8 protein-coding genes are annotated in these 13092 nt (G+C 77.5%); 3 read left to right on the top strand and 5 right to left on the bottom strand.

The genetic code is table 11. The features are described 5' to 3' along the window. Nucleotides 1-27: 27 nt before the first annotated feature. The 4 genes from ADK60_RS45465 to ADK60_RS38975 all read right to left on the bottom strand — a co-directional run bounded on the left by ADK60_RS45465 (nt 28) and on the right by ADK60_RS38975 (nt 5796). Nucleotides 28-948 (bottom strand): hypothetical protein, encoded by a 921-nt coding sequence (locus tag ADK60_RS45465; RefSeq protein ID WP_159400765.1) that lies wholly within the window; start codon nt 946-948, stop codon nt 28-30. Between the two features lie 3 nt (nt 949-951). After that, nucleotides 952-2544 (bottom strand): ATP-binding cassette domain-containing protein, encoded by a 1593-nt coding sequence (locus tag ADK60_RS47335; protein WP_053651646.1) that lies wholly within the window; start codon nt 2542-2544, stop codon nt 952-954. Between the two features lie 197 nt (nt 2545-2741). Further along, complete coding sequence (locus ADK60_RS38980) at nt 2742-3500, bottom strand: NUDIX hydrolase (protein ID WP_053651696.1); 759 nt, start codon at nt 3498-3500, stop codon at nt 2742-2744. Nucleotides 3501-3663: 163 nt separating this feature from the next. Continuing rightward, the gene (locus ADK60_RS38975; protein WP_079009068.1) at nt 3664-5796 is read right to left on the bottom strand and encodes a glycogen debranching N-terminal domain-containing protein; all 2133 of its coding nucleotides are present in this window, start codon (nt 5794-5796) and stop codon (nt 3664-3666) included. A 691-nt stretch (nt 5797-6487) separates the two neighbouring features. On the opposite strand from ADK60_RS38975, the gene ADK60_RS38970 reads away from it, so the two are divergent. Then, nucleotides 6488-7804, top strand: coding sequence for an alpha/beta fold hydrolase (locus ADK60_RS38970; protein WP_053651643.1), 1317 nt, complete (start codon nt 6488-6490; stop codon nt 7802-7804). A 73-nt stretch (nt 7805-7877) separates the two neighbouring features. Here ADK60_RS38970 and ADK60_RS38965 read toward each other — a convergent pair whose 3' ends face one another. Next, complete coding sequence (locus tag ADK60_RS38965; protein ID WP_053651641.1) at nt 7878-9416, bottom strand: DUF4192 domain-containing protein; 1539 nt, start codon at nt 9414-9416, stop codon at nt 7878-7880. 222 nt (nt 9417-9638) lie between these two features. On the opposite strand from ADK60_RS38965, the gene ADK60_RS38960 reads away from it, so the two are divergent. Together ADK60_RS38960 and ADK60_RS38955 are read left to right on the top strand one after the other, a co-directional pair. Then, the gene (locus tag ADK60_RS38960; protein WP_053651639.1) at nt 9639-11846 is read left to right on the top strand and encodes a RecQ family ATP-dependent DNA helicase; all 2208 of its coding nucleotides are present in this window, start codon (nt 9639-9641) and stop codon (nt 11844-11846) included. A gap of 481 nt (nt 11847-12327) precedes the next feature. Next, nucleotides 12328-12984: a hypothetical protein gene (locus ADK60_RS38955; RefSeq protein WP_053651637.1), complete on the top strand. Its 657-nt coding sequence runs from the start codon at nt 12328-12330 to the stop codon at nt 12982-12984. Nucleotides 12985-13092 lie beyond the last annotated feature (108 nt).

Genomic DNA, 13092 nt, shown 5'->3' with positions numbered 1-13092 from the left:
GGCGAACCGCCCCGGCCCGCCGCGGGCTCAGAGCGCCCGGCGCCGGGCCTGCACCACCAGGGTGACCAGCAGCAACACCAGCACCGGCGTCACCACGGCGGCCAGCAGCGCCGGATCGGTCAGCGCCGGAGCCGCCGACACCACGCCGCCGCTCGCAACCCGGCCGTCCCCGCCGTACACCCATCCGTACGCCCACTCGATCCCCGACGGGAACGGCAGCAGTTCCGCCGCCCGGGCCGGCCAGGGCGTCCCGCTCTGCCGCAGCACCAGCGCCACCACGGACTCCAGCAGCGGCGGCAGCGCGCAGAGCAGCAGCACCCCGGCGGTGGCGCTCCGGGTCAGCGCGGCGGTCAGCACGCCGGTCCAGCCCGCCACGACCACCAGCAGCACGAAGGCCAGCAGCGCCGTCGGCGCCCCCTGCCCGGCCACCAGGGCCAGTGGCGCCGCCACCGGCGGCAGCACGTCGAGCCCGCCAGGACCGGACGGGGCCAGCGCCTCCGCGACCCGGGCGGACAGGGCGGCCGGGTCCGACCAGGCCGCCACCGCCACCCCGGCGGGCAGGGCGAAGTGCACGGTCACCGCGTCGACCAGCACCGTGACCAGGGCGAGCAGCGCCGCGAGGGCACCGGTCACCGCCAGCTTGGCCGTCAGCAGCCGGACCCGGCGCGGGTAGGACACCTGCGAGGCCGCCAGCCCCCGGTGCCGCACCTCGTGGCCGTAGGCCAGCGCGCCCAGCACCCCGGCGCCCAGCGCCGCGAAGGGGAGCGGCACCAGCGGCACCGCCGCCGTCAGCAGCCGCACCGCGGCCGCGCCCCCGAGGGTCCGGTCCCCCACCTGCCCCGCCAGCACGCCGGCGACCACCGCGTCGCAGACCACCACGAGCCCGAGCAGCAGCCAGGTCGAACGCAGGCCGCGCACCCGGCGCAGCTCATAAGCCAGAACACGCACGGTTCACTCGCTCCGAAGGTCAGAGGTGACGGGAACAACGGGCCCGGTCGGGTCCGACCCGGCCGGGTTCGCCCCGGTCGGGTTCGCCCCGGTCGGGTTGGCCCCCGGTGAGGCCGACCGGTCGGGCGCGGGCCGCTCGGCCCGGTCGGGCTGCGGGCGGGTGACGCGGCCCAGACGGACGGTGTCGTCGCCCAGCAGTCCGTCGACCGCCTCCCCCGGGCGCCCGTGGGCCTCGGCCTTCGGGACGGCCACCGGGGCCGTTGCCGAACGCGCCAGGCCGGTCAGCCCGTCCCGGAAGAGCCGGTCCACCGCGACCACCGGAGAGGTCTCGTCCTCCCGCCGCCCGCTGCTGCGGCGCCCGGTCCGCGCGGTCCCGGCGGCCGCGCCGGCCGCCTCGGCCGCGCGCCGGGTGACGGCCCGGGCGCCGAGGCGGGGCCCCGGCGCGGCCGGCGCCGCCACGGCCGACGAGCCGCCTGCCGGGGACGGCGCGACCGGCAGGGCGAGGGTGGGTGCGGGCTCCAGGTCCCGGGGTCGCGCCACCGGCATCGCCACCGTCCCGTCGGCCCGTTCGCCCAGTCCGGCCCATTCGCCCAGTCCGGCCTGGTCGGCCCGTCCGGCTGTCACCGCCGCCGGGGCCGCCGGCGCGTCTGCGGCTTCGGGCGTCCGGGGGCGGCCCGGGCCGCTCGCGACCACCCGCAGGTCCGCCCGGGGGGCCGGCCGCTCGACGACCCGGTCGGCGAGTTCGTGCAACAGGATGCCGTGGCGGTAGGCGAGTTCGCCGATCTCGGTCCGGCCGACGCCGGACACCGCGAGTTCGGTCCCGCCGTCCCGCCGGACCTGCCCGCCCTGACCGGCCAGCAGATCGGCGAGCCGGGCCATCTGGGGACCCCGCACCACGACCTCCGGGCTGAGCCGGGTGCGCCGGAACTCCGTCACCGACTGGTCCGCCGCCATCCGCCCCCGGTCCAGCGTCACCACCCGGTCGGCGAGCTGCGAGGCCTCCTGCGGGGTGCGGGTGGTGACCAGGACCGTCCCCCCGTCCGCGGCGAAGGACCGCAGGAAGGCGTGGAACCACTCCACATTGCGCGGCGAGAGGCCTTCGGTGGGCGCGTCCAGGAGCAGCGTGCCGGGCTCGCCGAGCAGAGCGGCCGCGAGGGCGAGCCGCCGGTGCATGCCCGGCGAGTAGGTGCGCAGGCGCTGCTCGGCGACGGCCGCGAGCCTGGTCCGCTCCAGGAGTTCGTCCGCCCGCCGGGCGGGCGCGCCGACCGCGGCCGCCAGCATCCTGAGGTGTCCCCGGGCCTTCCGGCCGGGGTGTCCGGCGAGGTCGGCCGCCCCGGGGACGTCGCCGGGTCCGGACAGGAGCACGCCGACCTCGCGCTCCGGCCGGCGCAGCCGGCGGTAGGTGCGGCCGTCGAAGAGGGTGACGCCCCGGCCCCGTTCGAGCTCCAGCATCAGCCGCAGCGCGGTCGACTTGCCCGCCCCCTCGGGGCCGAGCAGGGCCGTCACCGCGCCCGGGCGGGCCTCGAAGGTCAGGTCCAGCAGCACCGGGGGGCCTCCCCCTCGGTGAACCTTGGTCAGTCCGGTGATCTGGATCATCGCTGGCTGCTCCCATGCCCTCGGCCGACCTGGTCCGCGGCGCGCCGGGTCGCACCCGCACGGTTCCGCGCCAGCACATTAGGGGCCCGCGACGGAGATTCCGGGCATTACGGGAACGCCACGGGCCGACCGCCCGCACACCTCACCCGATCAGGGGACAATCCGATCCTGCGACCGAGACCCGCGGACCGGGCGGCTCAGGACTCCGGACGCAGCATCGGCGGGTTGAGCACACTGGCCCCGCCGGAGGTGAACAGCTGGGCCGGGCGCCCGCCCTGACGGGTCGTCGTGCCGCCGGAGGGCAGCAGGAAGCCCGGGGTGCCGGTGACCTTGCGGTGGAAGTTCCGCGGGTCGAGCACCACGCCCCACACCGCCTCGTAGACGCGGCGCAGCTCGCCGACGGTGAACTCGGTGGCGCAGAACGCCGTCGCCAACGAGGAGTACTCGATCTTGGAACGGGCGCGCTCCACCCCGTCCGCCAGGATCAGCCCGTGGTCGAAGGCGAGCGGGACACCGTCGGCCCGGTCCGGGCCGAGGAGTTCGGTGACCGGCGCCCAACGGGCGCCGCTGGCGTCGCCGCCCGCGCGCGGGGTCGGCAGGTCGGGTGCGAGCACCAGGTGGGCGACGCTGACCACCCGCATCCGCGGGTCGCGCTGGGGGTGGCCGTAGGTGGCGAGCTGTTCCAGGTGGGCGCCGGCGGCACCGGGCCCGGCCGTGTCGTGCCCGGGGGCGGTGGGGGCCCGCAGGCCGGTCTCCTCGGCCAGCTCCCGCGAGGCCGCCTCGGCGAGGCCCTCGTCGGGGCGGACGAAGCCGCCCGGGAGCGCCCAGTAGCCCTGGTAGGGCGGCTCGCCCCGGCGGACCAGCAGGGCACAGAGCGCGTGCTCGCGCACCGTCAGCACGACCAGGTCGACCGTGACTGCGAACGGGGGGAAGGCCGACGGGTCATAACGCGACATGGCGACGATCATAGTCGTCTCTCTGACGATAAGCACAGGCCCGCGTACGGACCGTGCTGCGACGGCCCTCCCGACCGTCCGCCGCGCCCGGCCCGGTGCGGACCGGGCCGCGGGCGCGCGGGCGGCAGCGGTGACAGTGGTGGTGGCGGTGGCGGTGGCGGTGTCAGCGGGCCACCAGCTGGAGTTCCGCGGACGCCTCCTCGACCATCGCCACGCCGATCCGGCTGACCCGCACCGAGAAGGGCTCGCCGGCGACCCGCAGTCCGGTCAGCTCCAGCTCCCCGAGCGGCGCGGTGCTGGCCGGGCGGACGAGCACCCGCCCGCCGGGGACGTCCGGCCGGACCCCGGCGAGTGCGAACACCGCGTGCGCGGCCCCGGCGGACGAGACCGCGGCCGGCCGGCAGGCACCCGGGTGCGGGACCGGCGGGGAGCCGGGCGTCCACTGCTCCCCCGCGTACATCTCGGGCAGCCGCCCCTCGAAGTGGGCCGCCGCCGCGAGCAGCCCCTCCAGCAGGGCCCCCGCCTCGTTCTCGTGGCCGGCCTCGGCGAGCCCGGCGACCGCGAGCGCGGTCTCGTGGACCCGCACCGCCCCGCTGCGGTGGCCGAGCGGGTTGAACCGGGGGGACTTGGCGCTGAGCGTGCGCAGCCCCCAGCCGCTGTCCAGCTCGGGCGCCGCCAGCCGCTGGGCGAGCAGCCTGGTCTGCTCTCGGTCCAGCAGGGTCTCGTGGCGGCCGCCGTCGGCGGCGAGGCCGGGGTCGAGCAGGTGGACCAGGGCGGCGGCCACGGCGGGCAACGGCTGCCCGCCCGGGGCGAGCCCGGCGGCCGGGCGCCCGCCGGACAGGTCGTCCAGCCAGAACCGCTCGCGGAACCGGCCGCGCAGGGCGGTCGCCCAGCCCCGCCACTCCTCGGCGCCGGGCCGGCCGAAGGCCGCCAGCAGGTCGGCTCCGTGCAGGGCCGCCCGGTGCGCCTGGGCCTGGACCTCGGCCCTGGCCGGCACCGGGTGGGCGGCGCGCTCCTCGACCGGGCGGCTCAGGTCGGTGACGAAACCGTCCACCAGGCCCTCGCGCAGCGCGGCGAGCGCGCGCTCGGCGGCCGGGAGGAGTTCGGCGACCTCCGCCCGGGGCAGGCCCCACCGCCAGGCCTCGGCCAGCACGGTGACGAACAGCAGGGTGGCCTCGGTGGCGGTGCAGGTCGGCGGCAGCTCGGGGCCGCCGTGCCGCAGCGCGCCGGGCAGCAGCCCCTCCGGGCGGCGGCCGCCCTGGCCGGGCCCGCCCGCCCCCGCGGCCGGCTGCTGCTGACGGCGGGCCAGGGCGCGCAGGGTGCCGGCGGCGAGCCGGGTGCCGAGCGGCAGGGTCAGCCGGGCCGCCCAGAGCGCGTCGGCCGGGGCGAGGCCGAACCGCCAGGGCGCGCCGGACGCCAGGTAGAGGTCGGTCGGCCGGTCCGGGTCGGCGAACAGCAGACCGCCCAGGGAGTCCAGGGAGCGCGACACCACCAGGGCCACCCGCGGGTCGTCGCAGCGCACCTCGGGCTCGGCCCAGGGCAGCGGGACGCCGGGGCCGCGGCCGCCGGGCGGGCGCGGGGCGGGCACCGTGCTCTCCAGCTCGGCCCGGAGCTCGACCGACCAGCGCGCGCCCGGCTGGACGTCGAGGTCCCAGCGCAGCACACCGGCACCGGCCAGCACGGCGTGCGGCGAGGGCTGGGCGCTGACCGTGGCACTGTGCGTGGGCCCCGCCCAGCGCAGCCCCGCGGACTGGACCTGGCCGGGCAGGTCCGGGGAGCGGTGGCCGGCGGCGATCTCGGCGACCGGGCCGAGGTCGGTGGAGAGCGCGATCTCCAGCGGCAGCCGGGCCGGGCGTCCGCCGGCGTTGCGCACCGTGACGGTCTCCACGCCGTCGGCGTGCCGCAGCCGCTCGACGGTGAGCGCCGGGTCCGGGTCGAGGTCGCCGGGGAGGCGGACGGCCCCCAGGAAGCGGGCCTGGGCCGCCGTGGTCAGGGTGCCCTGGAGCGGGAGCGGTTCGATCCCGCCGAGCCGCAGCTCCATCCGGGCCACCACCCGGACGCCGGAGCGGTAGAACCCGTGCAGGCCGTGCCCGCGCAACTGGCCGTCGGGGTCCGAGGCGGCCATCGCCGGCGCCTTCACACACAGCACCGCGTGGTGGACCGCGGCCGGCTGCGGGCGCGGCGGCGCGGACCTGGCCGGACCACCGGCGCCGGCCGGGTGGGCCTGGTCCGGCCGGCCCGCCGGTCTCGGCGCGCCGACCACACTCTCGGCCGGTGCGGCCTGTGGCGGCCTCATCGCGGTCACCGGACTCTCCTCCCCTCGGCGGTCCGGTGGCCGGTCAGGCCGATGGGCCGCGAGCATGCTCGATCGCGTGCTGGTTCCGGACCGGCGGGATCCCCCGCCGGTCTGTGCCGTGTCTGGCCGTACCCGGTGCCGGGCCGTGCCATGCGGTGCCGGGTACCCGGTCGGTACCCGCCCCGCGCCGTTGGTCCCCGGGCGTTCTCGCGCCCGGAGGCCCCCGCCTCCCCGTTGCCCGGTCGGGCCCGACGGTCCGACCGCACCCCGCCGCCGACCGCGGCGCCGGCGTCCGGCCCCGCCCCGGCGACCGCCGGGCGGCGGCCCGTTCCGCGCCCCGCCCGACGGCGCCGTCACCGGTGCCGGGTCGGGTCCCGGTCCACCCCGCCCGGGGCGGTGGCGCCCGGGCGCAGGGCCCCCGGGGTCAACGCCGGAGACCGGCCGCAGGTCACGCCCGCCGGGCGTCCTGGGCCCGTCCGGTGCACCGCGACCGCGCGCTGCCCGCCGGGGCTGCCGATCCGTGGTTCCGGCCCGGCCGCACGGGCCCGCCGGGTGGGCGGTCGCGGGCGGCTGCCGCCGGAGGCGGCCCCGGGCCGCGGCCAGGATACGGTGCGGGGGTCGCGGGCCCGCCACCGGCAACCCCGGGCGGAGCCGACGCGACCGCTGTGACCAGCAGAGACCGAGGAGTTGTATGTCGACCGCCAGCCGGCTGCCCGGGATTGCCTTCACCGACCACGTCTTCCAGGTGCCGCTCGACCACGCCGCCCCGCAGGGCGAGCAGATCGAGGTGTACGCCCGCGAGGTGGTGGCCTCGGGCCGGACCGGGGACACCGACCTGCCCTGGCTGCTGTTCCTCCAGGGCGGACCGGGGGGCAAGGCCGGCCGGCCGCTCGGCCGGGACGGCTGGCTGGAGCGCGCGCTCGACGACCACCGGGTGCTCCTGCTCGACCAGCGCGGCACCGGGCGGTCCACGCCCGCCACCCGGCAGACGCTGGCCCGGCGGGGCGGGGCCAAGGAGCAGGCGGAGTACCTGGCGCATTTCCGGGCCGACTCGATCGTGCGGGACGCCGAACTGATCCGCCGCCGACTGCTCGGCGGGGACCGCCGCTGGAGCGTGCTCGGTCAGAGCTTCGGCGGCTTCTGCACCCTCACCTACCTCTCGATCGCTCCCGAGGGACTGGACCGGGCCTTCGTCACCGGCGGCCTGGCCGGTCTGCGCAGCTCCGCCGACGATGTCTACCGGGCCGCGTACCCGCGGGTCGTCGGCAAGAACGAGGGCCACTACGCGCGGTTCCCGCAGGATGTCGACGCGGTGCGGCGGATCGCCGGGCACCTCGCCGGGACCCCGGCCCCCCTGCCCGACGGCGGGCTGCTCACCGTCGAGGCGTTCCAGGCCCTCGGGATGCTGCTCGGCACCGGCAGCGGCTCCGGGACCCTCCACTACCTGCTGGAGGAGGCCTGGGTGGAGGGCGTGGAGGGCCCCGAACTCTCCGACACCTTCCTCGCCGGCGCCCAGGCGCAGCTCTCCTTCGCCCAGGGCCCGCTCTACGCCGTCCTGCACGAGTCGATCTACGGCCAGCGCTCGGTGGATCCGGCCGGAACCGCCTGGGCGGCCGAGCGGGTGCGCGCGGAGTTCCCGGAGTTCGACGCCCGCGCCGCGCTGGAGTCGGGCGCGCCGGTGCTGTTCACCGGGGAGATGATCTACCCCTCGATGTTCGACACCGATCCGGCGCTGCGCCCGCTGAAGGAGACCGCGGAACTGCTCGCCGCCCGCACCGACTGGCCGGACCTGTACGACCCGGCCGTGCTCGCCGCCAACGAGGTGCCGGTGTTCGCGGCGGTGTACCACGACGACATGTACGTCGACACCGCCGACTCGCTGGAGACCGCGCGAGCCGTGCGGGGGGTGCGGACCTGGATCACCAACGAGTGGGAGCACGACGGCCTCCGGGTCAGCGGGGGCAAGGTACTGGACCGGCTGATCGCGATGGCGCGCGGCGAGGTGTAGCGCACCCGCGCCCCGGGCCGCCCGGCGGCTCCCCGGCCGGCCGTCGGGGAGCCCGGCCGGGCAGCCCCGGAGGTCACCGCGCACGGCGCTGCCCCCGCTCCGCCCCGCACGCGCCCCGGCGCCGGCGGACCCCGGGCAGGACGGCCGCCGCCCTGGGCGCCGGACCGGGGACCCTCGCCCGGCAGAGCCCGCCCCGCTCGACCTCGTCCGGCCCGGCCGGGTGGCCGGGGTGCTCCGTCCTGTCGGTGGGGTCGGTGCTGTCGCCGGTACCGGAGGCGGGCCCCGGCGGGTTGTCGGCGGGCGGCGAGCCCGCCACCGGGCGACCGCGCCGCCGTCGGCCCCGCCGGGCCTTCCCCCGTGCCGGAGGTCCCGCCGCCGCGCCACCGGACCCGGGCTCCGCCGCTCCTCCCCCGGCCGGGTCGGTGCCGGGACCGGGCGCACCACCGAGCCCCGGCCCGGCGGACAGGTCCGGGGCCGCCTCGCCCTCCGCCCGCTCCCGCTCGGTGCGGCGCCACCGCTCCTCCTCGATGCTCGCCAGCAGCACCTCGGGCGCGAACCCGCCGTTCATCGACTCGTAGAGCAGCTGCGCGAGCAGGTAACCGGGGGCACGGCGGAGCGTGTGGCCGAGCACCACCCGTGCGGTCGCGGCGTCCCCCGCGACCCACGACACCCAGGCCAGCAGGGTGAGCGGCGGGGCGGCGAGGCGCTCGTGGGGCGCGACGCAGCGGGTGGCCAGGAAGGTCCAGAGCCGCCGGGTGGACGCGAGCTCGGCCGGCCGGGCGTACTCGGCGGCGCGGTCCCGCAGGACCCGGTCCTGGAGCGCCAGCAGCAGCCGGGCCGCCCGGTCGTCGTCGAGCGAGACGGCCCCGGCCATGAACTCGGCGACGGCCGTGTCGATCAGCCGGGCGCCCTCCCGTCGGTCGACCGGCCGCCGTCCGCCCGGGGCGGCCCCAGGTCCGGCCCCGGCCCGGGCGAGGGCCGCCCGCACGGACTCCGCCCCGGGCGGCCCGATCGGGGCCAGCCCGGCCATGATCTCCTTGCGGCTGCCGCGCGGTGCCAGGCCGGCGACGGTCGCCGCGACCGCGACCGGACCGGGCCCGGGCTCGCGCCGGATCGGGTGTCCCCCCGGATCGCAGCAGCCCTCCCGGGTGCAGAGGTAGGACCACCAGCGGCCCGCCGAGACGCAGAGCGACTCCTTGACCCGCACGCCCCGGCTCTCGAAGGACTGCCGCAGGCGCTCGGCGAGCGGCCGCAGCCGCTCCGCCACCGGCGGGCCGTGCTCCCGCCCCGGCCCGCGCACGGCCGGATCCTGGCAGAGGTAGAGGAGCACCTGGACCGGCCGCTGCTCCTGCCGCTCGGAGAGCTGGACCATGAGCGCGGCCGTCTCCTCCGCGGCGGCCGGCCACTCGGCCGCGGACTCGGGGATGTCCAGCCGGATCACCCCGCCCTGGTGCAGGCCCGGCGGCTGCAGCCCGACGGCGACGATGCTGTCGTCCGGGAAGAAGCCGAGGAGGTAGGGCAGCGCCTCGGCCATGTCGGCCGGGCCCCGCATGGTGAGCGAACGGCCACCGGGACCGTCGCCGAAGGGAAGCGCGATGTGTTCGTTGGTCATGGCCCGAAGGCTGTCCCAATTTCCCGGGACCCTCGGAAAATTCTTCGGAATCTGTGGATAAACCCGGCCTGTGAATAACTCCTCCCTCGTTCGGCGTATGGTCGCCCCACTCTCCCGAGGGAAAAATGACGTCCGTTCAGCAGAAGAACGGATGAAATACCTCCGAACTTCGCCCGCTTCTCACCCATCGCCGTTCGCCCGCTGTCGGTCCCTCGGGGTTTCATGGACGCCATGGAGCAGCCGAAGACCCACACCACCGCCACCACCGCCGACCGGGCCGAGGTCCGGGCCCGGGCCGAGGCCGTCCTGCGCGAGCTGGCCGGCCCCGGCGCGACCCTGCGCGAGGACCAGTGGACGGCCATCGAGGCCCTGGTCGTCGACCACCGCCGGGCCCTGGTGGTGCAGCGCACCGGCTGGGGCAAGTCCGCCGTCTACTTCATCGCCACCTCCCTGCTGCGTGCCCGGGGCGCCGGCCCGACGGTGATCGTCTCGCCGCTGCTCGCCCTGATGCGCAACCAGGTGGACTCGGCCGCCAGGGCCGGCATCCACGCCCGCACCATCAACTCCGCCAACACCGACGAGTGGGACGCCGTCCAGGCCGAGGTCGCCGCCGGGGCCGTCGACGTCCTGCTGGTCAGCCCCGAGCGGCTGAACAACCCCGACTTCCGCGACCACGTGCTGCCCAAGCTCGCCGCCTCCACCGGCCTGCTGGTGGTCGACGAGGCCCACTGCATCTCCGACTGGGGCCACGACTTCCGCCCCGACTACCGCCGACTGCGCACCATGCTCGCCGAGCTCACCCCCGGGGTCCCGGTGCTGGCCACCACCGCCACGGCCAACGCCCGGGTCACCGCCGACGTCGCCGAGCAGCTCGGCACGGGCGCCGGCGACGAGCACGCCCTGGTGCTGCGCGGCCCGCTCGACCGCGAGAGCCTCACCCTCGGCGTGCTCACCCTGCCGGACCCGGCGCACCGGCTGGCCTGGCTCGCCGACCACCTCGACCGGCTGCCCGGCTCCGGCATCGTCTACACCCTCACGGTCGCCGCCGCCGACGAGGTGACGGCCTTCCTGCGCGAGCGCGGCTTCGCGGTGGCCGCCTACTCCGGCCGCACCGAGGACGCCGAGCGCCGCACCGCCGAGGCCGACCTGCTGGCCAACCGGGTCAAGGCGCTGGTCGCCACCTCCGCCCTCGGCATGGGCTTCGACAAGCCCGACCTCGGCTTCGTGGTCCACCTCGGCTCGCCCAGCTCCCCGATCGCCTACTACCAGCAGGTCGGCCGGGCCGGGCGCGGGGTCGACCGGGCAGAGGTGCTGCTGCTGCCCGGTCGCGAGGACGAGGCGATCTGGCGCTACTTCGCCTCGCTCGCCTTCCCGCCCGAGGAGCAGGTCCGCCGCACCATCGACGCGCTGGCCGAGGCCGGTCGGCCGCTCTCCACCGCCGCACTGGAGCCCCGGGTGGACCTCCGCCGCGCCCGGCTGGAGACCATGCTCAAGGTGCTCGACGTGGACGGCGCCGTCCGCCGGGTCAAGGGCGGCTGGACGGCCACCGGCCGGAGCTGGGAGTACGACAGCGCCCGCTACGCCAAGGTCGCCGCCTCCCGGGAGGCCGAGCAGCGCGCGATGCGCGAGTACGCGACCGGCAGCGGCTGCCGGATGGAGTTCCTGCGCCGCCAGCTGGACGACGAGGAGGCCGTGCCGTGCGGGCGGTGCGACAACTGCGCCGGGCCGCTGCACGGGCCCGAGGTCTCGGACCAGGCGCTGGAGGCGGCCCGGGCCGCGCTCGGCCGCCCCGGCGTGGGCTTCGAGCCGCGGCGGCTCTGGCCCACCGGCATGGACGCCCTGGGCGTCCCGCTCAAGGGCCGCATCCCGGCCGGGGAGCAGGCCGAGACGGGCCGCGCGCTCGGCCGCCTCTCGGACATCGGCTGGGGCAACCGGCTGCGGTCCCTGCTCGCCGACCAGGCCCCGGACGGGCCGGTCCCCGGCGAGGCGGTGGACGCGCTGGTCACCGTGCTGGCCGACTGGGCGCGCGGGCCGGGCGGCTGGGCCGGCCCGGCGGCGGCCGACGGCGCCCGGCTGGACCGGCCGGTCGGCGTGGTCACCATGGCCTCCTCGTCCAGGCCCCAGTTGGTCGGCAGCCTCGGCGCCAGGATCGCCGAGATCGGGCGGATGCCGCTGCTCGGGCGGATCGAGTACGCGACCGGGCAGCCGCCGCACGGCTCGCGCAGCAACAGCGCCCAGCGGCTGAACTCGGTGGCGGGCGCGCTCACCCTGCCGCCGGAGCTGGCCTCGGCGCTGGCGGCCGCCGGCGGACCGGTGCTGCTGGTGGACGACCTGGTCGACTCGGGGTGGACGGTCACCGTGGCTGCCCGGCTGCTGCGCCGGGCCGGGGCGAGCGCGGTCCTGCCGCTCGTCCTGGCGGTCCAGGGCTGACGGAGAGCATCGTCCACGCTCCGGCGCGGGTCGGACGCGGGCACCGGAACGGCCGGGGAGGAGGAACGGCGGGAGAGCGGGACCAGCAACGAGGACGGACCGGCCGCGGCGCCGGAACCGGCGGGATCCGCCGGGCGGATCAACGGAGACCGTCGCGGGAAAGGAGGAAGGGAGATGTCGGAGATGCTCCGGAGTGCGCTGCGACGCGGCCGGACCGCGGTCCGGAGGCGTCCTGGCCGGTTTCGCGCGACCGTGGAATATATCCGGCAGAACGTTGGCTTTCGGGCGGCGTTCATCATTTCATCATTGCCGCTCCACCCCTCCTACCCTGAGAATTGGACCGTACCCGGAGCCCGGTCCCATGGACCGTGCCTCCGGCGTACGCATGCACCCGCGCGCCCGTGGGTCGGGAAGGAGGATCGTGATCAGCGGCATCGACCGAGGTCAGTATCCCCTCGCCCGGAGCTCGTCGCCCAGACGGATGCTCGACCTGGAGGCCTGGGCGGACTCGGGGATCCCACTGCTCCGCGACCCCCGCGACTTCGTGCTGGAGCTGCACCAGCGGCACCTGCCGCAGCCGGGCACGGTTGTCGTCGCCGTCCTGGACCCCGAGCACCGGGTGACCGCCTCGGCCTCCTTCGCCCCCTGGCCGCACGATGCGGACGGCTGGCAGCACCGCAACGCGATCCTCGCCCACCTGCGCCAGGTCACCCCGCACGACCTGCGCCTGCCCAGCCCGGCCCGGACGGCCGTGCTGCTGCGCTGCCGCGAGGGCGCGGCCGGCTGGACGGAGCAGGACGGCGCGTGGATGTGGGCCCTGCGGGACGCCGCCGCCCTGCACGGGCTGCGCTGCGGAGCGTACGTGGCGCTGACCCCGGCCGGCTGGCAGATCCTCGGGGACGGACGGGGCGGCCGCAATCCGCACGCGGGTTCGTGGGCGGAAGGTCCGGTCCACACCGTGACCGAGCTGCCACCGCGCACGGCACTGGAGGGTTCGCACGGCCAGCGGCCCCTGCGGCCGGCACCCGAGCGGCTGCAGCACGGCGAACGGCCCCAGCGGTCCCGCCAGGGCGACCGCCCGTGGACGCCCGCCCGGGTCACGGCGATCGAACCGGCCCGGCGCACCGGCACCCGCTGACCGGACGGCCTCCCGTCCGCGGTCCGTGACGGCCGACGCCGGTCCGGCACGCGTCGGGTCCGGCGTGCGCCGCCGCCCCGCCGGTCGAGCGGCCCGCGCCCCTGCCTC

The sequence above is a fragment of the Streptomyces sp. XY431 genome (assembly GCF_001279805.1).
GTDB lineage: Bacteria > Actinomycetota > Actinomycetes > Streptomycetales > Streptomycetaceae > Kitasatospora > Kitasatospora purpeofusca.
The sequence above is the reverse complement of the archived record's forward strand: the minus strand, read 5'-3'. Positions and strand labels throughout refer to the sequence as shown.

Excerpts from the sequence above, each read along its gene's own strand:
- ADK60_RS38965 (WP_053651641.1), bottom strand. The coding sequence starts at position 9,416 with ATGACCAACGAACACATCGCGCTTCCCTTCGGCGACGGTCCCGGTGGC.
- ADK60_RS47335 (WP_053651646.1), bottom strand. The coding sequence starts at position 2,544 with ATGATCCAGATCACCGGACTGACCAAGGTTCACCGAGGGGGAGGCCCC.
- ADK60_RS38955 (WP_053651637.1), top strand. The coding sequence starts at position 12,328 with ATGCTCGACCTGGAGGCCTGGGCGGACTCGGGGATCCCACTGCTCCGC.
- ADK60_RS38960 (WP_053651639.1), top strand. The coding sequence starts at position 9,639 with ATGGACGCCATGGAGCAGCCGAAGACCCACACCACCGCCACCACCGCC.
- ADK60_RS38970 (WP_053651643.1), top strand. The coding sequence starts at position 6,488 with ATGTCGACCGCCAGCCGGCTGCCCGGGATTGCCTTCACCGACCACGTC.
- ADK60_RS38980 (WP_053651696.1), bottom strand. The coding sequence starts at position 3,500 with ATGTCGCGTTATGACCCGTCGGCCTTCCCCCCGTTCGCAGTCACGGTC.
- ADK60_RS38975 (WP_079009068.1), bottom strand. The coding sequence starts at position 5,796 with ATGAGGCCGCCACAGGCCGCACCGGCCGAGAGTGTGGTCGGCGCGCCG.